Below are 16,721 nucleotides of genomic sequence, written 5' to 3' on the forward strand. Positions count from 1 at the left end.
CTTGGAAACCCTATGCAAAATGGCTGCGCCTAAAACGGCGAGACAAGGTTTTATGGGGTTTGTGGGCGCCAAGGCTCGATCAACGCATCCAGGTTGAGAGCATCAGCAAAGTCCAGAAACTGATCGCGTAGCCAACTGATTTGCGTGCCCGCTGGCAGCGTGACAGTTAGCGTGGCATTGAGCATGGTGCCACCCGTTTGTGGCGCCTGATAGGTGTCACAGGTCAGGTTTTCCAACTCTACGTTATGGTCGATAAAGAACTGACACAACTCATTAAGGATGTCCGGGCGATATACCGAGCTGACATAGGCCACGTAAGGCAAAGCCTGCGGGCGGTTTTCAGTGGCCGCGCTGCGAATTACGTTGGCAGTAAAACTGTGCTTTTTAGACAGTGCTGGCAAACTTGCTTCCAGACGAGCCAGAGCGTCCCAACTACCGGTGATCTGCAATACCAGGGCGCTGAACTCTCCGTGTCGGCTCAAGCGCGTGCTGATTACTGCGCAGCGGTTTTCGTGGCTAGTGCGGCACAGGACGTTAGTCAGCTCCATGGCGTTAGGGCCAAGTGCGCTGATAACGAGGAATTGTTCGCGTACTGAGGGGGGGGACATGCAGCCTTCCTAAAACAATGAGCGAGCGACTTACCTTAAACAGTGACGCTCAAAGGGGAAGGGTAGCGAAAAGCGCTGCTCAGGGGAATCACCCACGACGAACTGACTGATCAAGCCCAAGGCAAGCGTTGAAAAACACCAAGCATGATCATTACCAGCTGTATCACGCTCATAACTTGCTAATACGCCCTGAAACGGGTGTTTCTAGACTGTTTGTCCGCGCGCAAAACCTGGCAAAACGGTTTGTAATCCTGATTGAGTTGTATCCACTTGCCGGTAACGCTTGCGCTTTGCTTGTGCAAGGCTCATAGCGCCAGTACCATTACGGCTCTCTTTTTTCGGCAGGAGCGGTTGCATGATTGCGGGCAGTATGGTGGCACTGGTCACTCCTATGGATGCACAAGGTGATCTCGACTGGGATAGCCTGAGCAAACTGGTGGATTTCCATCTGCAAGAAGGCACCAATGCCATCGTCGCGGTCGGCACCACGGGTGAGTCGGCGACGTTGGAAGTGTCTGAGCACATTGAGGCGATCCGCCGCGTTGTTGATCAGGTAGCGGGGCGCATCCCAGTGATCGCCGGCACTGGCGGCAACTCCACGCGTGAGTCAGTAGAACTCACCCGCGCCGCCAAAGACGTCGGCGCAGACGCCTGCCTGCTGGTCACGCCTTACTACAACAAGCCGACCCAGGAAGGCTTGTACCTGCATTTCCGGCATATCGCTGAAGCCGTCGCCATTCCGCAGATTCTGTATAACGTGCCGGGCCGTACGGTCTGCGACATGCTGCCTGAGACTGTTGAGCGTCTGTCGAAGATCGACAACATCATTGGTATCAAAGAAGCCACTGGTGATTTGCAGCGAGCAAAAGACGTGATTGATCGCGTCAGCAAAGATTTCCTGGTTTATTCCGGCGACGACGCCACTGCGGTTGAACTGATGCTGTTGGGCGGCAAAGGCAATATTTCGGTCACCGCCAACGTTGCGCCGCGCGCCATGAGCGACCTGTGCGCAGCTGCAATGCGTGGTGAAGCGGCTATCGCGCGTGCCATCAACGACCGTTTGATGCCGCTGCACAAGAACCTGTTTATTGAATCAAACCCGATTCCAGTCAAGTGGGCACTGCACGAGATGGGCATGATGCCAGACGGTATCCGTCTGCCTCTGACCTGGCTCAGCCCGCGTTGTCATGAGCCGCTGCGTCAGGCCCTGCGCCAGTGCGGCGTATTGGTTTAATTGAGGAATTACAACGCATGAAGCGACTGGCCGGACTTACAACACTTGCCTTGATTATCTCCAGCACCAGCGGTTGCGGCTGGATTTGGGGTGAAGATGGTTATTTTCGTGATCGTGGAAGCGATTACCTGAACGCTCGTCAGACTGCACCTATGCAGCTGCCAGCCGATGTTCACAGCAAACCGCTGGACCCACTGCTACCTATTCCGCCGCAAGTTGCTACGGAAAACGTTGAAGGCGAATACGACGTACCGCGCCCTCAACAGTTGCAAGTTCAGGCGGATGCCAGTGAATTTAGCCTGCAGAAGAGTGGCGCTTCACGTTGGATTGTTGCTCAGCGTGTGCCTGCTGAAGTCTGGCCAGTGGCGCGCCAGTTTTATGAGTCGAATGGCTTTCGTATTGCCGACGAGCGTCCGCAAACCGGCGAATTCACCACCGACTGGCAGCGTTTTGGTGATCTCTCCGCCGCTATGGCTCGTCGCCTGAGCACTCGCGTTTCCGGTTCGACCCCCGATGCAGAAACCCGTGTTCGTGTCCGTATCGAGCCAGGCGTGCAGCGTAATACAAGTGAAATTTTCGTCGTGAGTGCTGAGCGCCCTGCGGGTAGCACTGCCGATGTGGCCTTCACCGAGAAAAGCATCAACGAAAGCCTCGATGCCGCTTTGCTTGATGAAATGCTGGTGAGCATGGCGCGTAGCTCCGAGCAAGGTGGCTCGGTTTCACTGCTGGCCGCGCGTGACTACGACACACCAAGCCGTGTGAGCATGTCGCAAGACGGTAACGGCAACCCAATCCTGACCCTCGGTTCGGACTTCGACCGTGCTTGGTCTGGTGTTGGCCGTTCGCTGGATTCTGCGGATGTACGTATCGACGACCTCAATCGCAGCCTGGGTGTTTACTACGTCAACCTCGCGGAAGGTTCCAAAACCAAAGAAGAGAAGCCGGGCTTCTTCAGTAGCTTGTTTAGCAGCGAACCTGATCAAGAAGAAATCGATGCACGTGCCGAACGTTATCAGGTACGCCTGACAACAGTGGGTGACAGTGTTCAAGTGTCGGTTGATAAAGACATCAATACAGTTGCACCCGAAGACGTATCGCGCAAAATCCTCGGCTTGATTCAGGACAACCTGGGTTAAACCGATACCACCTGATTCAGGTCAGGTGGTTTGGACATCGCGCAAGGCTGCACGCGCAGCCCGCATGAAACCGATAGGCGAAACCCCGTGTTTCGCCTGTTTCGTTTGTTTAAGACGGAAACTCCGACATGACTATGCCTGCGACCCTCAGCCTGAAAAAAATCTACTCAGGTAAAGTCCGCGACCTCTATGAAATTGATGATAAGCGTATGTTGATGGTTGCGACCGACCGCCTTTCAGCGTTTGACGTCATCCTCGATGAGCCGATCCCAGAGAAGGGTAAAATCCTTACCTCGATTTCAAATTTCTGGTTCGACAAGCTCGCGGGCTTGGTTCCTAACCACTTCACCGGCGACAAGGTCGAGGACGTCGTTAGCGCTGCTGAATTGCCGTTAGTGGAAGGTCGTGCAGTCGTTGCCAAGCGCCTAAAACCTGTGGCTGTTGAAGCGATCGTACGTGGCTATATCGTTGGTTCTGGCTGGAAGGAATACCAAAGCAGCGGCACTATCTGCGGTATTCAACTGCCCGCTGGCCTGAAAGAAGCGTCCAAGCTGCCTGCGCCTATCTTTACACCATCGACCAAGGCCGCTGTCGGTGACCACGACGAGAACATCTCGTTTGAGCAATGCCAAGCCATCATCGGCGACGAACTGGCGCTTAAAGTACGTGACACCGCCATCGCCCTGTACAGCGCTGCTGTTGAATATGCAGCCACGCGCGGCATCATCATCGCTGACACCAAGTTTGAGTTCGGCCTCGATGAAGACGGCACGCTAACCTTGATGGATGAAGTGCTGACTCCTGACTCAAGCCGCTTCTGGCCAGCCGAGAGCTACGTCGAAGGTAGCAATCCACCAAGCTTCGACAAACAGTTCGTACGCGATTGGCTAGAATCCACCGGCTGGAACAAACAGGCTCCTGCGCCAGCGGTTCCGGCGGATGTTGCGCAAAAGACCGCCGACAAATACCGCGAAGCACTGACCAAGCTGACGGCTTAATGGCTTAATCGGTCAAAAAGGGCGCTGCGGCGCCTTTTTTGTGGGCGACTTTTGGCACAACGTAGCACACTGCTCGATAACCTGAACCTTTCGCGCTAGAGCCTTTCCTTGGCATGGAACTGTGCGCTGATAGGCGTCGAGCCTATGAATATACCTGCTGCGGATAGCGTCGGTTTGTAATGTCTGGCGCAGGCCCGACTCTATCTAGCAGTACAGAGAAACTCAGTGCAGTCGCGTTGTTAGCGCTTTGCACGGCTTATGACTCGCAGGAATATTTATATTCAGTCTCTATAGATAGTTTTGGGACGATTACCTGAAACTATTTATCGCGCTAATATTTAGTACCAATCAAGTCAATTTCTCTGGCGAACCCACGGGTGTTTAACTAATCCCGTACCCAGCAACTACCAGCCACAACCCACAGGCCAGAATACCTGGACCGGCCCGGTAGAAGCTTGAACATGACCCATTGAATTAACTCAGGAGTGACCCAGATGAAAGCTTCCATTGCCCTCGCAGCAGCATTACTCAGCTTGGCCCCGGCTGCATTCGCCAGCACCAGCAGTGCCGCAAAAGTTGATCCAGTCCAATACCAATACGGCGCCAAACTTGATGTGGCAAAAGTGATTTCGTTGACCGATGTCAGCCAGCAACGCGGCGTAGTTCCGGTCACCATGGTGTATCAAGACAGCGTGGGTAATGTGCACAAGGTGCAGTTCCTTCAGATTGGCGGCGCAAACTCATCGGGTTAAACCATGAGCAACTACAACCGGAAGCCAAACGTCAGTACGCTTTGCTTCCGGTTTTTTTATGCCTGTTGTTTAAGCCGCGCCCAGTGTCTGGTCTTTGTTTGTGCCTAGCCGGCATTGGACGGGTTTGATGCAAGCTCAAGCAAAGGCCATGTCGCCAGCCAGTTCTTGGTTTTCAAGCGCTCTTGATAGATGGCATTTTTTTCTCCAGCAAACCGCCCTGTGTGCCTGAGCACCAAGCCAAATAGATCATCGAGCCCAAAGGGCGCTGCAATTTCGCAGGATTTGTCCTTGCCCAGCCTTACCGCGATTGCCGTTGCGGTTTCTGGCCAGAAGTTCATGGCCTGGGTTGCACACAGGTAAGGTTCATCGCCGTTGCGAACATGCATCCTCGCTTGGTTTTTCACAGACCAGCTAACCGACGCATCCAGCTTGCGCAGTCTGGCCTCCAGAGCTTTGTCCTCCTCATGCGAGCAGCGCAGCGGATCAAACCAAATGACATCGATATCGGTTGAGACCATGCCCGGCGCGCGGCCGTGCAAGTGATCCCAAACAGCGTTTCGGACAAAGCCCGCAGCTATCCAGCAATCGGGTAAAGCCAAGGAGTGCACAACTTCCAGCAGGCGCCAGCGTAAGGGGTCAGATGCAAGTAATGCTTGGAGTTTTGATGCATTGTCCATTAGCTGCGCCTTGCTCGGGGTGGTCCTCGATGATTAAGAGTCGCAGCAATCGTGAGCTGCGCTATTCACGCTAAATTCGACCGAGCTTAGCGAGGTGGGGCCTATTACGCGTTTACAGCTAGCGCCAAATATCGGGGCTGACTGGGAAAAACAGGTCGTTGGATTGTTGCTATTACCGGTCATCGCCTTTGAAAGCTTCTTCTGTAATTTCAAATAGCCACTCGACTCTATAAACCCGTAACCAGCAATCAGAGCAAGCCGGTGCTCAGGTGGCAACACAAGGACCGGTTTAGCAACACCCAATGAATGGACTCAGGAGTTAACCAGATGAAAGCGACTACCGCCCTTGCAGCAATATTATTGAGCTTGGCCCCAGTAGCCTTTGCCAACGCCAACAACATTGATGACATCAATCCTGTTCAGTACGAATACGGTAACAAGCTGGATGTGGCCAAAGTTATTTCCTTGACTGACGTCAGCGAGCTACGCGGCGTGGTCCCGGTCATCATGGTGTACCAAGACAGCCAGGGTAAAGTGCACAAACTGCAGTTTCTCCAGCTTGGTGGTGCAGACTCTTCGGGTTAAGCCATGTGCGGCTACAAAAAAATGCAGAACGCCAGGCGTTCTGCATTTTTGTTTGACCCCATAGGATCGAAACCAAGTGTTAATCCAGCCGAGATTGGGTGAGCGCAACTATCTAAGTTAATCGACTGCGCAAACACTTGGCCGTCTTACATCTTGTCGTGGGATCCCGGGAAGGTATCTTTACTCACAAGGTCAACCACAAACATGACAGCAGGTGCGCCACTTTTATTGACCACCCAATGGGCGTCGCCGTGGCCAGACTGGTAGACATCACCCTCTTTCATCTCATAGCTGACAGTGCAGTTCTCTTCGTAGACCGTTACCGTGCCGTGCTTCATCACCGCAGTCTCGGGGCGCTTATCGTGGGAATGAAGTTGAGCCACAGCATCCTTACCGAAAACGATTGTCCGTGCGCGGAAATGCCAGCCCTCTGCCTTGATCGCTTCGCTGCCGAGGTCGGTTTGGCTGTAGATTTGCACGTCGAGCGAACCGCTGTTTTCAGTGATTGGCTTAAACGGGGTTGGTCCTTCCTTGCCTATGGGGCAACCGGAAGCGAATACGATTGCGGGTGAAAGAGCGAGCACACAGGTCGCAATTATAGAAGCAGCTTTCATTGAGTACATTCCTTGTAAAGTCAAAACATCATCCGTGGGTTCAGTCGCCTATGCTATCGCAGGCCCGGCCATATTGCCTTCAATTTGCCTTCAGTTCCAGACGTTCGGTATTTCCTTACCCTGGCGGGGAAGGACAGGTTGATTGCTTTGTTCTTGTGACGAAGCTAAGCCTGCAGTGCTATTCGAAGTAGGCAAGGACAAGGTGGCGGGGTAAACAAAAATGGTAGCCCCGGTAAATCCATTCCCCAAAATTTCCCCCAAAAGCCCCGGAAACGAAAAAGGCTCCAGAGGCGAAAACCTCTGGAGCCTTTTGAATAGTGGCGGGAAGGTGGGGATTTTAACCCGTTTTCAACACTGTCCGTTGTTGACCTATTTCAGTCAAAGCCAGTCATTCTCTGGCTTTCGCTTTCATCAAGCTGGTCAATGTTGTGCATTTATAGCCAGTGATTTCGACACTTTTTCGACACATAGACTTTTGTTGCCTAGTCTTCGTAAGTGGAGTGTGGCACATTGCCATTTTGGTGATGAGAGTTTCTATTTTATGCGAAGCGGTGACCTATAGTTGTAGGGCGGCTCCTTGAGAGATATTTATTAGTACAGCTTGGTTGTACGAAAATTATTATTGTTAGAAAAATTTAATACGTTAATTTGCTATTGGTGTGCTGTTCACTATAACTTGTAATTCGAGTGCAAGGAGGAGGGGAGGTGTTAAGTTCGGTTGCAAAAGTGTTACTTACAAGCACTTCCATAGCCCCCGTGGGGTTAACATATGCATGGGTGGCTTGGTTTAATGGGGATCACATTTTTTCAGGGTTAGCAGTTGCGGCATCTTTAACTCTGGTTTTGATATGTATATGGATGCTTAGATATGCAAAAAAAAACTTGGAGCATTTTAATTTTTCTGTTTCAACGGTAGAGGCAGCTGATCGTGAGAATATGGGTTTCTTACTGCTCTATTTGTTGCCGTTATTTACTTCGAGTTTTGGTGCGCTCAACTGGATGGTGTGGGTTCCGACATTGATTATATTCGCTATTATAACATCTACTGGATATAGTTATCATTTTAATCCGCTTTTGGGTGTTATGAAATGGCATTTTTATAAAGTGGGAACTCCAGAAGGGGTGACTTATGTACTTATCACAAAGAAAGAGTTAAGGCGCGCTAGTTCGCCATTAATAGCAGCTCAGCTAACAGAATATATAGTTATCGACGTCGAGGATTAAAATGCCAGCACAACAGAATTTTTTTGCGTTTATCAAAGATGATAACGGTAATTCTCAGGTTAAGCGTATTGGAGTAAATCAGTCTCTTCAAACCGAGCTTATTCAGATATTTGAAGATCAACGTGTTGCTTTCGAAAGAGGGGTGAGTACAGAAGTGCCCTTCAATGGTGACTGGAAGCCAGATGATGATGAGGTTCTAGTTCTAGACTCTGTCGCTGAGTCTCAAATTATGATTGATGCAATTAATGCTAATGTAACTTCATTTTCAAATTTGGTTATATCTAATTTTATAAATGAGCCAATAAAAGCGCTGTTTACAGGTGTAACAACGGGTGGGTTGACTAGGGTTTATTTACAAAAATTTTCTTCGCGTCAAGCACTTTCTTTAAGTCAGCTGCCTCTCATAAAAATGCAAACTGGTAATGTATTTGTAAAGTCTACAGACGATATATTTACTGTGGATAATAAGTTGGTAGCTGTAATAGAGGGTAATAAAACTAAATTTAAAAGCTTTCATAATGCACGTATAGTATTTGATCTGACAGACTATTACAAAGAAGCTACTGATGACGACTTAACTGAGATGGCAGGGCATGGGTCTATAGAGATAGTTGACTTGGCTGATTTTATATCTAAGGCTGACTCGCAAGTGAGGAAGATGGTCCATACTATAAAAAGCCTAGGTATACTCGACAGTTACTCGGTCAATGATATTTCAACTGCTGCTGCAAACTTTCCAGATTTACCTGTTGTAGTAAATAATGGGGCAATAATGTTGCCAGTTAATAAGAGAGAGTTAAAGGAGGTTTTGCATTTTTTACTTGAGGATATATATAAAGGTCCTCTAAGTGGTAGTGACTATCTGACTAACTCGAAACGAGTGCGGTAGCTTATCATAGTAATATGGGGCAGGTTGTCTTTGAATTCAATCTGCACAAAACCGTAGTCTGTCCATGCGGTTTATATTTTTGTTTATTATTGGTTTATACTGTCTATGAGTGAGAAAAGAAAAGATCCTTTAGAGTTCCTTTTGTATGTGTTTGTTGGAGGAGTGTTTATAGGTTTTTGTGTATGTGTGTATTTGTATACTCGAACATTTAGCGGGGCGTTATCTAGTGAGTCCAATAATTGGTCAAATTTAGGAGGGTTCTTTGGGGGTGTTTTTTCTCCAGTAATTTCATTTGTTACCTTGGTTGCAATAGTTATTACTATACGGTTGCAGAGAACTATGCTGCAAATGCAGTCTGATGAATTCATAAGAATCTATGAGGTTCAAGATAAAGTTTTAAAGAGTCAAGAGAGCCAGTTCTCTCATGCTCTAGCCTCTTCGGAAAGTGATAAGGTCGCCTCTTATAAGCAAATAATTTTATCTGTTATAGCGCAGCAAATTGGACTGTATCAAACAATTATTGATCGTTCAATTCAGTCGAGTAATTATCTTTTAGAAAAAAAGATTCAACATTCAAAACTTGATATCGATACGGATATTGAGAATGCGCTAAAGAGGAAAGAGGAAAGCGAAAATATATTGAGTAAGCTATCTGGGCTTTCTCTAACAATTGCAGTTACAAACTATCGTGCAGTATCTGATTTAGATAGGGAGTTTAGTAACGCCTATTTAGAAATTCTGGACTTGCATTGAGTTTATTGGTCTGTTGGGCGTTTGTGTTATTTAATACTTGTTTCGCGAATTTAAGTCAGCTCGCATTTTACAGTTTCTATGCTCAAGGCTTCCTTCCTTATACGGGCAGTAGTCCCTAATCCGTGTCTCTTTACTCACAACAACGATTTCTTTTGGCCTTTTGAGTTTTTCGATCTCTTTCGGAAGAGGTTTTGTTGCGGGCACTACGTTATGAACAATAGGGGACAGACCACGGTTTTCTAGTTGGGATTTAGAATAAACGTGGTCTGTCCCCTATTGTCTCAACGATTGTTATTTTCGTTCTCTCAGGGGGCTTTGGTGCTTCTATCGGTATGTTGGGGTCTTCGAATTTCAAAACGTTATCGGCACCGCGTGGTACGTAGTTTCGGTCGCTAAAGGAAACTTGTTTAACCTGGGTGGATTCTGGTTCGTTGTGAGGCAGTGGGGTGATGGTCACTGTTTCACGGACTTGATCACGCCTTGCCTGCTGTTCTACGACTCGATCCCAGTTTTTGGAGTCGCTGATTTCGCTTCTGTTGCGCTGCTTCTCGTAGTCGGGCGTAGGTCTTACGTAGTTTGGGTTCGTGAAGTTCTTTGCCAAGTCGCCTATTCGGTCTGAGTCGGTAAAGGCAAGCCCTCCTAGCGTCACGCAGGTTCCGATCACACCGGCTATGATCAGTCCTTTTGTGTTTCCCCTACGTGCCCTTGTCCGTATGTAGTCTGGGGCATCGTTCCAGTCAGCCTTCATTTCTTTCTCTCCCTTGTCCCTCGGGCGTACCAGCATTTAGCTATTTCATTTTTATTGACGAGCTACTTAAACTCAATAGAAATAGTCGTTATATCGTCCCACTTTACTCGATAACCGGCTTTCTCCAGCTCTTCAATTATTCCCTTCTGAAGTTCTTCAAGCTCTTTGTCGGGAATGCCGAAGTCTAAGTTCAAGTCCTCGAGGCTAACGAAAGCTTCGCTGTGTCCCACTCTTATAGACTTGCCAATCTCTGCAATAACACGCCTGCGTATCTCGTCTGGCATGCCACTTCTGGCCATCAGTGCAAGTTCACGTGCTCTATCTGCGGGTATCAGGCTTTCCGAGGACGAGTCTCCTAGAAAGCTGGCTTCGATCCTACCGACCAATTCTGAATTTAATGATCGGCCAGAATTCTTCGCTGCTTGCTCAGCTTGAACAATAGGGGACAGACCACGGTTTCTAGTTGGGATTTAGAATAAACGTGGTCTGTCCCCTATTGTCTACTATTGTCTAGGAAAAGGCTTCAGAGATATTTTTAAGACTATATCGTATGAGTGAGTTTACTGATGAAGTCAGCTTTGGCCGAAAGCAGCTGGTCATGATCGTCCACTACAGGCCAATACCTGATGCATCACTACAGCTGGATCCGCCCTCATCAATTTAACGATGGTTTGGCTCCAGCAACCGCAGAGGAAAAACTTAAAACCGTGTCTGAGATTAGTTGACCACTACACTATGCTTACCGTTTTCCGGCATAAATGAAGGTCCTCCTATCAGGCTTAGGGAGTGGTCAGCCAGTAGGGAATGGGCGTCGTCATGCGCCCATCATGCGAAAGTGGCTTGGCGGCGGCTTTTAATCGAGTTTAAAGAGGATGAGGAAAATACCGGAGCGGAGAAAAAGCCTGTTCTCCGGGCGCAAAGCATCGTAATTTACGCGCCATAACTACAAAGACTTTTGGGGGGTAAGTGGGAGCTTTTCGTCTGCTTTTGGCCGTTCTGGTCGCTGTTTCTCATATGGGCAAAACGTTCGTGGGGTTAAATCCTGGCGTGGTTGCCGTGATTTCCTTCCTGATCATCAGCGGCTTCGTAATGACCTCGCTGATCGAGCGCAACTACAAGGCGCCGGAAAAAGTTGGCCTGTTCTACCTGGACAGGGCCTTGCGTCTATATCCTCAGTTCCTTTTCTACTTCATTGCCTCCTGCTTGGTGATTTATTTTCTGCTGCCAGGAACGCCTCAAGCGGCCGAATTGACCTTTAGAACTATCGCTTCAAGCCTGCCTATGGTGCCCCTCGGTTTCTACATGTTCGGCGCGGCTGGGGTGGAGATCTTGCCGCCGGCTTGGTCGCTCGGGCTTGAGATGTGCTTCTACCTGGTGATCCCTTTCCTGATCATCTACAGGGCGAGGGGCGTTGCCTTCGCCTTGTCCGTCGCCGTCTTCATGGCCGCGTGCCTTGGGTTCATCAACACCGATCTGTACGGCTACCGTTTGCTGCCGGGCGTCCTGTTTATGTTCCTGTGCGGCAGCTACCTTTACAAACCGCAGGCCAAGGGCTTAGCGATCGCTACGGGCACCGCCGTGGCGGCCGCATTGTTTTTTGTGGCGATTATGGCGGGGTTGATCGAGCGTCGCCCTTTCAACGCCGAGGTAACCGTCGGTATAGCGCTGGGCGTGCCCGCCGTGTTTTTACTGGCGAAACTCAAGTTTCACCGGATTGATGAATTCCTTGGGAACATCAGCTACGGCGTATTCTTGAATCACTTCGTGGTGATGTATTTTCTGCGGGGTTTCTGGCCGGTCGCTTACGACAGCCATATTGTTGCGGCGGTGTTGCTCTTGTCGTTCCTGCTAAGCGGCGTTTCTTACTACTACGTCGAGCGGCCGGCTTTGAAGCTTCGGCACGCGCTAAGGGCCGGCGCGAAGTATGGAGTGGGTCAAGTGCCGGGCGGCGAAACTGCAGCTTAATGGGCGTGGTGGTTGGAGTTGCCGCCGCCATCCATGACAGATCCTACGGCTTTGACATTGCCTCCTATATCCAGATTTCCGTGCTGGTTGCCTCGACGTCTGGACTGTCCAGAGTCACCAGCGGGGCCTTCGGTAACGGTCTAGCAACAATAGGGAACAGACCACGTTTAAATAGAAATGGCACCAAACAGTTGTTTGTACCTCTATTAGTTCAGCCTAGCAGCAAAATCCGCAAGGTAACCAAAGTCGCAGAATGGATAGGTCGCTTACGATGCAGCGCCACCAGCAATCCCATGTGCATATCCAGCATCATGTTGAATTGCCGGCATTGCATCTTTTCGACACTTTTTCGACACGTTGCGTGTCCAGAAAAACAAAAGCCCCCGAAACTCTAGGAATTTCAGGGGCTTAAGTATTGAATAGTGGCGGGAAGATAGGGATTTGAACCCCTCTTTGACCGCTGCATTAGCTTGCAAAGCCCCGCTGTATGGGCTTTGTGTTACTGCCAATCTCGCAAAAATCTGCATTTTCATGCAGTGATTTCGACACTTTTTCGACAGTCCAAGGCACTATTTCTAATGCTGGTACTATTTGCTTTAGTTAGAGTTATATTGTTTTTATTTATAGTGCCAGTTATAAAGTTATTCTTGGTTTCGATTGATAAGCCTTGAGTCGGTGTAATAATGATCGTAGTTTTTTTGTGATGGGCGAAGTGAGAGAGTATGTAGGTCGTTCAATGTATATAAATGTCCAGATACTTAGGCTTAACATGAGTGGTGTGAGAAAAATAATAAATGCCCAGTATGAAACTGTAGACAGTGATGTGGCTGTGTTGTATCCGATGAGGTTAAAGGAGATATAGAGAACTAAGCCATGTAAAAGATATATGCTGTATGTCAGCTCTCCTAGGGTTCTGGATAGCTTAAGCGTTAGTACCCCGAACAAGTCATTCCCGGAAGATATAAATATAAAAAATATAGTTATAAGTATGTATTGAGGGTAGCCGTATGCTGTTGGGTATACTGTGACTACTAATACTAAGCATGCTGTTGCTAAAGTTGATGAGATCCAGTGCTTGGAAGATTTTTTACAGATTTCCAATCGTGCAAAATATGCAGCGATTATTCCTCCGAAAAATGGAATAATTAATATTGTTGCAGGTGAAAAGAATCTGGTTATTATATATAGCGATGCAGCACTGAATATGATATAGCGTGCTTTTGGTATTTGACCCTGCAACATTGCAAGTAAAGGAAGTGAAAGGTAAAAAAACCATTCAAATGGTAGTGTCCACACCACGCCGGCAACAACCATTGTTGTGTGTTTTAGGGCGTTAAGGTCAGGTGCACCAGGAATTGTAAAAAACACCCATTTAACGCAATCAATTATTAATTTGCTGTAAGTGACATTTAGTACGGCTTTAGTTGCAATGGTTACTACGATAAACAATATTGTTACTGCAAATAGGTATAAAGGAGTTAGCCGTAAAACTCGCGAAACTATTACCCTTAGCCAGTCTATCGGGGTGATTTTGTTTTCAATTATTTTGTTAGTAAATAAAAAGCCCGTAACCATAAAAAATAGAGCAACACTAGTCTGTCCAAAATGCGTGTAAATGTTTGAGGGTGGAACTGCCCATTTTCCGGTATTTAAATAGAAATACCAGATTATAGAGTGGTGCATAAAAACAAAAAGTGCTAAATATCCACGTAGTCCGTCAATTGAACCGAACCTTGATTCTGATGTGTGTGTCTTTATCCACTTGCTGGCATAAGACATTGTCATCCATGTTGCAATTAATATAAGGAATACAGGAGTGATGCTAACTTGGCTCATTTAGCGTCTCTTTGAGTAGCTTTTTTATGTATGGCATTTATTTGTTTTAATTGTTTCATATTTTCCTTAAGGCTTTATGGTTTATCTTTTTAATACCAATGTCGCCATCGGCAAGGTTAATATTTTCTTCATCTACTCTTGGTTGAGTCTTTAGGCTGGTAGCTGACCAAAGTTGTTTGTGAAATAAGTACAGCTTCTACTGTTTTAAGAGCTTTAGTCATCTTTAGAGTCCTTTCTACGGGCGTACCAGCGCCTAGTTACTTTTTTTGTGATCGCTATCCCGCGTTGGGTTGGCTCAAGTTTCGGTTCGCTTCATCGTATTCAGGGCTTGTCTGCCCTGATTCTGGCGCAACTTCTCCACTAGCAAGCCACAAGGCATATTGCGGATAAGCCTTAACCAGAACGTCAATTTCATCTGTCGTGACCCTTACGGCTCCCTTACTCACGCTCTTCCATCTGTCGTGATCGCCGTTCCCCAATTCACTGGCTTTTTTTGGCCCGAGCTTTTTTATCAAGGCTCGTGCTCTGTCTGCGGATGTCGTCATAAAAAGGTTTTTTCACTTTTTTCAGGGGAAGCTATTGCCCTTGCACCACGGCAGGGTTATATTTTCCCCGAGAGAAACAATTGCCCCGAGCTGCCTTCGGATCATTGCTGAACATAGTGGATTAAAGCGAATGGATACGGAAGTGCCAGACAATCAAAAACTGATCGGCCCGCCACCTTTAATGCCTTGGCAGGCATTTGCCGAGTGGATCGGCATGGGGCATGAGCCTGTTGTGGTTCGCACCTGGTTAGAGCGCGACTACCTGCCTAGCCGCAAAGTCGGCAAACGCCTGATGGTCAATGTCGCGTTGCTCACGCAACAGCTCTGCGAAGAGGACTAGCCCAAATGAGCCGCCTAGACGCCCAATTAAAGCTCCGTTTACCCGCTGCACTACGTGCCCAGGTGGAACAAGCCGCAAAGGCATCACGCCGCTCTATAAATGCAGAGCTAATCATTCGTCTTGAAGCCAGCTTTGCCCAGGTTAAACAAAGTCAGGAGGACGCCCAGTGATCAACATCACCAACGGACGACCAGGGGAGGGCATGCGCTATGACGCTCAACCGCTACCTGCATCAACCCCACGCCGAGAACTGCGCCTGCTCTGTATGTTGGACACTGGCCGAAATGGCAAAGCCCGCACTCTACCAGTCCACACCCTGCAACGACTGCAAACCCCATGGGCTGCCGTATCTCGTCAATGGCCGCTGGTACTGCCAGACGGCTTACAAATGCGCGAAACACACGCCCAGCAACCGACCTCCGAAGTATTGGAGCGTTATCTACGACTAGGGCAAGCCGGTGCCTTACGTTCCAACATGGGGCTTAACCAATGACCTTTTGGGGAACGGGCATAACGTGGACTGAGCTGGCAATTGTCAGCACCTGCGTAACCATCAACCTCGGCTTTGTATGGGCGATTACACGATGACTGCTTACTCTTTTGTTCCGTGGTTCTTCGTTGGCATTTTGCTGGGTTCTTTACTGTTTGGCTTTCCACAACGGCTATGGCGCTTCGTTCTTCGCAGTTGGCTGATCTGCTGGAAATCAAGCCCAGCAGACCCGCAACAGTTTGAGCCAGCTCAATCAAAGTTCGACTTCCGCACAGCCCGTTATTTAGTGGAATTGCTCTGGCACTGGACGATTCCCTTCACGCTCGGTTGCGTAGCCGCTGCCCTTGTTTCGCTAATAGGTGTTGAGCAAGGGTTGAATGAGTTTTCAGGCGCATTAGACGAGTCAATTTACAAGGCTATGCAGGCATGCAGCGTGTCTGAGCAAGGTGCCAACTAATGAGCGTTTATAACCTCTATCACGTCCTGGGCATCATGCAGATCATCCTGATTTGCGCGTTAGGCATCTTGGCGCTGAGCAATATTGCGCGGTTTGTCCTGCGCGACTGGCTCGGACTGTTACGCGGTCGTGACAACTCCCTTCACTGTTCAACCCGCTTCTCGCTTTCCAGGCTTAAGGCAGTGTTCAGTCGCCTCGGTGGTGGGTCATGTAATTCCATGCCCAAGGTTAAGGCATTGCTTAGACGACTCCGACGATGTTGACCCTGAACGCTTAACCAGCAACCCACGAATTTAGCGACTTAACACAAACGCCGCTTCGATCTGAAAGCCACCCACCGGAAAAACTGAAAGTTATCCGGTGCGGGAAAACTCAGCCCGAAGAAAGGCAAAACCGCGCAATCAAGCGCAATTTAGAGAGGTAATACACATGGCTCGTTCAACTATGGAAGTTGCATTTCTCGGCACTCAGAAACTGGCATTCAGCCAGAACGGCAACGATGTAAAGATCGTCAAGGTGTTCTACGGCGATGAACCCGACGGCATTACTGAAAACGGTTTGTCCATTGTCAGCATGGACGTGCCTAACGAAGTCTCTGATGAAGTGTTCGCCGCCGGTTCTCAGTTTGATCCGCTGCAACAAGTGCGCATCACCTTCGAGGTTGCCCGTGCAGGCAAACAGAAAGGCAACAATCTTGCTGTCCACATCGAGGCCGTAGAAAAACCCGGCACTCGTTCTGCACCGACCCCAACACCAACCCCAACCCCGTCCAACACTGGCACGGCCAAACCATCCGACCCGGCAAAAGCCAACTAATCGGAGAGCATGACCGTGCTGATAGTCGACCGCATCTTCTGTGACCTCTGCGGC

At 48.8% G+C, this 16,721-nt stretch carries 22 protein-coding genes and 1 pseudogene; 14 read left to right on the forward strand and 9 right to left on the reverse strand.

The genetic code is table 11. The annotated features are described in order from the left end of the window. Positions 1–50 precede the first annotated feature (50 nt). The gene (locus ACN0UH_RS16145; protein WP_417663015.1) at positions 51–608 is read right to left on the reverse strand and encodes a glycine cleavage system protein R; all 558 of its coding nucleotides are present in this window, start codon (positions 606–608) and stop codon (positions 51–53) included. Between the two features lie 355 nt (positions 609–963). On the opposite strand from ACN0UH_RS16145, the gene dapA reads away from it, so the two are divergent. The 4 genes from dapA (at position 964) to ACN0UH_RS16165 (ending at position 4,728) form a co-directional block, all read left to right on the forward strand. Then, positions 964–1,842 (forward strand): 4-hydroxy-tetrahydrodipicolinate synthase, encoded by an 879-nt coding sequence (gene dapA, locus ACN0UH_RS16150; RefSeq protein ID WP_087516239.1) that lies wholly within the window; start codon positions 964–966, stop codon positions 1,840–1,842. A gap of 17 nt (positions 1,843–1,859) precedes the next feature. After that, positions 1,860–2,978: an outer membrane protein assembly factor BamC gene (gene bamC / locus ACN0UH_RS16155; RefSeq protein WP_417663016.1), complete on the forward strand. Its 1,119-nt coding sequence runs from the start codon at positions 1,860–1,862 to the stop codon at positions 2,976–2,978. A gap of 128 nt (positions 2,979–3,106) precedes the next feature. Further along, a complete protein-coding gene (locus ACN0UH_RS16160) occupies positions 3,107–3,976 on the forward strand; it encodes a phosphoribosylaminoimidazolesuccinocarboxamide synthase (protein ID WP_417663017.1) in 870 nt (289 codons plus the stop codon). Positions 3,977–4,470: 494 nt separating this feature from the next. Continuing rightward, positions 4,471–4,728: a DUF2790 domain-containing protein gene (locus ACN0UH_RS16165; protein WP_417663018.1), complete on the forward strand. Its 258-nt coding sequence runs from the start codon at positions 4,471–4,473 to the stop codon at positions 4,726–4,728. A gap of 104 nt (positions 4,729–4,832) precedes the next feature. Here ACN0UH_RS16165 and ACN0UH_RS16170 read toward each other — a convergent pair whose 3' ends face one another. Beyond that, on the reverse strand, positions 4,833–5,405 hold the full coding sequence (locus ACN0UH_RS16170; RefSeq protein WP_417663019.1) for a nucleotidyltransferase family protein: 573 nt from the start codon (positions 5,403–5,405) through the stop codon (positions 4,833–4,835). Between the two features lie 327 nt (positions 5,406–5,732). Between ACN0UH_RS16170 and ACN0UH_RS16175 the strand changes: the two genes are divergently transcribed. After that, positions 5,733–5,990, forward strand: a complete 258-nt coding sequence (locus ACN0UH_RS16175) for a DUF2790 domain-containing protein (protein WP_417663020.1) — start codon at positions 5,733–5,735, stop codon at positions 5,988–5,990. 146 nt (positions 5,991–6,136) lie between these two features. On the opposite strand, the gene ACN0UH_RS16180 is transcribed toward ACN0UH_RS16175, so the two are convergent. Next, complete coding sequence (locus ACN0UH_RS16180; protein WP_417663021.1) at positions 6,137–6,604, reverse strand: cupin domain-containing protein; 468 nt, start codon at positions 6,602–6,604, stop codon at positions 6,137–6,139. Positions 6,605–7,309: 705 nt separating this feature from the next. Here ACN0UH_RS16180 and ACN0UH_RS16185 point away from each other — a divergent pair. The 3 genes from ACN0UH_RS16185 to ACN0UH_RS16195 all read left to right on the forward strand — a co-directional run bounded on the left by ACN0UH_RS16185 (position 7,310) and on the right by ACN0UH_RS16195 (position 9,470). Then, positions 7,310–7,828 carry a hypothetical protein gene (locus ACN0UH_RS16185; protein WP_417663022.1) on the forward strand — a complete coding sequence of 173 codons (519 nt, stop codon included), beginning with the start codon at positions 7,310–7,312 and terminating at the stop codon, positions 7,826–7,828. Position 7,829: 1 nt separating this feature from the next. Then, positions 7,830–8,717: a Kiwa anti-phage protein KwaB-like domain-containing protein gene (locus tag ACN0UH_RS16190; RefSeq protein WP_417663023.1), complete on the forward strand. Its 888-nt coding sequence runs from the start codon at positions 7,830–7,832 to the stop codon at positions 8,715–8,717. A gap of 105 nt (positions 8,718–8,822) precedes the next feature. Beyond that, entirely contained in the window at positions 8,823–9,470 is a 648-nt protein-coding gene (locus ACN0UH_RS16195; protein ID WP_417663024.1) for a hypothetical protein, read from the forward strand. Between the two features lie 250 nt (positions 9,471–9,720). Here the strand turns inward: ACN0UH_RS16195 and ACN0UH_RS16200 are convergent, their stop codons facing one another. The 3 genes and pseudogenes from ACN0UH_RS16200 to ACN0UH_RS16210 form a co-directional block, all read right to left on the reverse strand. Then, positions 9,721–10,254: a hypothetical protein gene (locus ACN0UH_RS16200; protein WP_417663025.1), complete on the reverse strand. Its 534-nt coding sequence runs from the start codon at positions 10,252–10,254 to the stop codon at positions 9,721–9,723. 26 nt (positions 10,255–10,280) lie between these two features. Continuing rightward, entirely contained in the window at positions 10,281–10,502 is a 222-nt protein-coding gene (locus tag ACN0UH_RS16205) for a hypothetical protein (protein WP_417663026.1), read from the reverse strand. Between the two features lie 75 nt (positions 10,503–10,577). Further along, positions 10,578–10,688: pseudogene (locus tag ACN0UH_RS16210) on the reverse strand (Arc family DNA-binding protein); the annotation flags it as partial. Between the two features lie 496 nt (positions 10,689–11,184). Between ACN0UH_RS16210 and ACN0UH_RS16215 the strand changes: the two are divergent. Continuing rightward, on the forward strand, positions 11,185–12,183 hold the full coding sequence (locus ACN0UH_RS16215; RefSeq protein WP_417663027.1) for an acyltransferase family protein: 999 nt from the start codon (positions 11,185–11,187) through the stop codon (positions 12,181–12,183). 266 nt (positions 12,184–12,449) lie between these two features. On the opposite strand, the gene ACN0UH_RS16220 is transcribed toward ACN0UH_RS16215, so the two are convergent. From ACN0UH_RS16220 to ACN0UH_RS16230, 3 genes are all read right to left on the reverse strand, one after another. Beyond that, positions 12,450–12,716, reverse strand: a complete 267-nt coding sequence (locus ACN0UH_RS16220; RefSeq protein WP_417663028.1) for a hypothetical protein — start codon at positions 12,714–12,716, stop codon at positions 12,450–12,452. A gap of 100 nt (positions 12,717–12,816) precedes the next feature. Continuing rightward, positions 12,817–14,019: an acyltransferase family protein gene (locus ACN0UH_RS16225; protein WP_417663029.1), complete on the reverse strand. Its 1,203-nt coding sequence runs from the start codon at positions 14,017–14,019 to the stop codon at positions 12,817–12,819. Between the two features lie 275 nt (positions 14,020–14,294). Beyond that, a complete protein-coding gene (locus ACN0UH_RS16230) occupies positions 14,295–14,564 on the reverse strand; it encodes a DNA-binding protein (RefSeq protein ID WP_417663030.1) in 270 nt (89 codons plus the stop codon). A gap of 130 nt (positions 14,565–14,694) precedes the next feature. Between ACN0UH_RS16230 and ACN0UH_RS16235 the strand changes: the two genes are divergently transcribed. The 5 genes from ACN0UH_RS16235 to ACN0UH_RS16255 all read left to right on the forward strand — a co-directional run bounded on the left by ACN0UH_RS16235 (position 14,695) and on the right by ACN0UH_RS16255 (position 16,667). Continuing rightward, positions 14,695–14,904 carry a DNA-binding protein gene (locus ACN0UH_RS16235; protein ID WP_417663031.1) on the forward strand — a complete coding sequence of 70 codons (210 nt, stop codon included), beginning with the start codon at positions 14,695–14,697 and terminating at the stop codon, positions 14,902–14,904. A gap of 5 nt (positions 14,905–14,909) precedes the next feature. Then, entirely contained in the window at positions 14,910–15,074 is a 165-nt protein-coding gene (locus ACN0UH_RS16240; protein ID WP_010489554.1) for an Arc family DNA-binding protein, read from the forward strand. Positions 15,075–15,113: 39 nt separating this feature from the next. Continuing rightward, entirely contained in the window at positions 15,114–15,353 is a 240-nt protein-coding gene (gene pflM / locus ACN0UH_RS16245) for a lysogeny maintenance protein PflM (RefSeq protein ID WP_417663032.1), read from the forward strand. Positions 15,354–15,488: 135 nt separating this feature from the next. Further along, the gene (locus ACN0UH_RS16250) at positions 15,489–15,851 is read left to right on the forward strand and encodes a hypothetical protein (protein WP_417663033.1); all 363 of its coding nucleotides are present in this window, start codon (positions 15,489–15,491) and stop codon (positions 15,849–15,851) included. A 429-nt stretch (positions 15,852–16,280) separates the two neighbouring features. Next, positions 16,281–16,667 carry a hypothetical protein gene (locus ACN0UH_RS16255; protein WP_417663034.1) on the forward strand — a complete coding sequence of 129 codons (387 nt, stop codon included), beginning with the start codon at positions 16,281–16,283 and terminating at the stop codon, positions 16,665–16,667. The last annotated feature ends 54 nt before the right edge of the window (positions 16,668–16,721 follow it).

This window comes from Pseudomonas sp. (assembly GCF_048265905.1).
In the GTDB taxonomy this organism is placed as follows: Bacteria; Pseudomonadota; Gammaproteobacteria; order Pseudomonadales; family Pseudomonadaceae; genus Aquipseudomonas.

What these genes read in the sequence shown, in the direction of transcription:
- ACN0UH_RS16145 (WP_417663015.1), bottom strand. Translation starts at nt 608, where the DNA reads ATGTCCCCCCCCTCAGTACGCGAACAATTCCTCGTTATCAGCGCACTT.
- dapA (WP_087516239.1), top strand. Translation starts at nt 964, where the DNA reads ATGATTGCGGGCAGTATGGTGGCACTGGTCACTCCTATGGATGCACAA.
- bamC (WP_417663016.1), top strand. Translation starts at nt 1,860, where the DNA reads ATGAAGCGACTGGCCGGACTTACAACACTTGCCTTGATTATCTCCAGC.
- ACN0UH_RS16160 (WP_417663017.1), top strand. Translation starts at nt 3,107, where the DNA reads ATGACTATGCCTGCGACCCTCAGCCTGAAAAAAATCTACTCAGGTAAA.
- ACN0UH_RS16165 (WP_417663018.1), top strand. Translation starts at nt 4,471, where the DNA reads ATGAAAGCTTCCATTGCCCTCGCAGCAGCATTACTCAGCTTGGCCCCG.
- ACN0UH_RS16170 (WP_417663019.1), bottom strand. Translation starts at nt 5,405, where the DNA reads ATGGACAATGCATCAAAACTCCAAGCATTACTTGCATCTGACCCCTTA.
- ACN0UH_RS16175 (WP_417663020.1), top strand. Translation starts at nt 5,733, where the DNA reads ATGAAAGCGACTACCGCCCTTGCAGCAATATTATTGAGCTTGGCCCCA.
- ACN0UH_RS16180 (WP_417663021.1), bottom strand. Translation starts at nt 6,604, where the DNA reads ATGAAAGCTGCTTCTATAATTGCGACCTGTGTGCTCGCTCTTTCACCC.
- ACN0UH_RS16190 (WP_417663023.1), top strand. Translation starts at nt 7,830, where the DNA reads ATGCCAGCACAACAGAATTTTTTTGCGTTTATCAAAGATGATAACGGT.
- ACN0UH_RS16195 (WP_417663024.1), top strand. Translation starts at nt 8,823, where the DNA reads ATGAGTGAGAAAAGAAAAGATCCTTTAGAGTTCCTTTTGTATGTGTTT.
- ACN0UH_RS16200 (WP_417663025.1), bottom strand. Translation starts at nt 10,254, where the DNA reads ATGCTGGTACGCCCGAGGGACAAGGGAGAGAAAGAAATGAAGGCTGAC.
- ACN0UH_RS16205 (WP_417663026.1), bottom strand. Translation starts at nt 10,502, where the DNA reads ATGCCAGACGAGATACGCAGGCGTGTTATTGCAGAGATTGGCAAGTCT.
- ACN0UH_RS16220 (WP_417663028.1), bottom strand. Translation starts at nt 12,716, where the DNA reads ATGAAAATGCAGATTTTTGCGAGATTGGCAGTAACACAAAGCCCATAC.
- ACN0UH_RS16225 (WP_417663029.1), bottom strand. Translation starts at nt 14,019, where the DNA reads ATGAGCCAAGTTAGCATCACTCCTGTATTCCTTATATTAATTGCAACA.
- ACN0UH_RS16230 (WP_417663030.1), bottom strand. Translation starts at nt 14,564, where the DNA reads ATGACGACATCCGCAGACAGAGCACGAGCCTTGATAAAAAAGCTCGGG.
- ACN0UH_RS16235 (WP_417663031.1), top strand. Translation starts at nt 14,695, where the DNA reads ATGGATACGGAAGTGCCAGACAATCAAAAACTGATCGGCCCGCCACCT.
- ACN0UH_RS16240 (WP_010489554.1), top strand. Translation starts at nt 14,910, where the DNA reads ATGAGCCGCCTAGACGCCCAATTAAAGCTCCGTTTACCCGCTGCACTA.
- pflM (WP_417663032.1), top strand. Translation starts at nt 15,114, where the DNA reads ATGACGCTCAACCGCTACCTGCATCAACCCCACGCCGAGAACTGCGCC.
- ACN0UH_RS16250 (WP_417663033.1), top strand. Translation starts at nt 15,489, where the DNA reads ATGACTGCTTACTCTTTTGTTCCGTGGTTCTTCGTTGGCATTTTGCTG.
- ACN0UH_RS16255 (WP_417663034.1), top strand. Translation starts at nt 16,281, where the DNA reads ATGGCTCGTTCAACTATGGAAGTTGCATTTCTCGGCACTCAGAAACTG.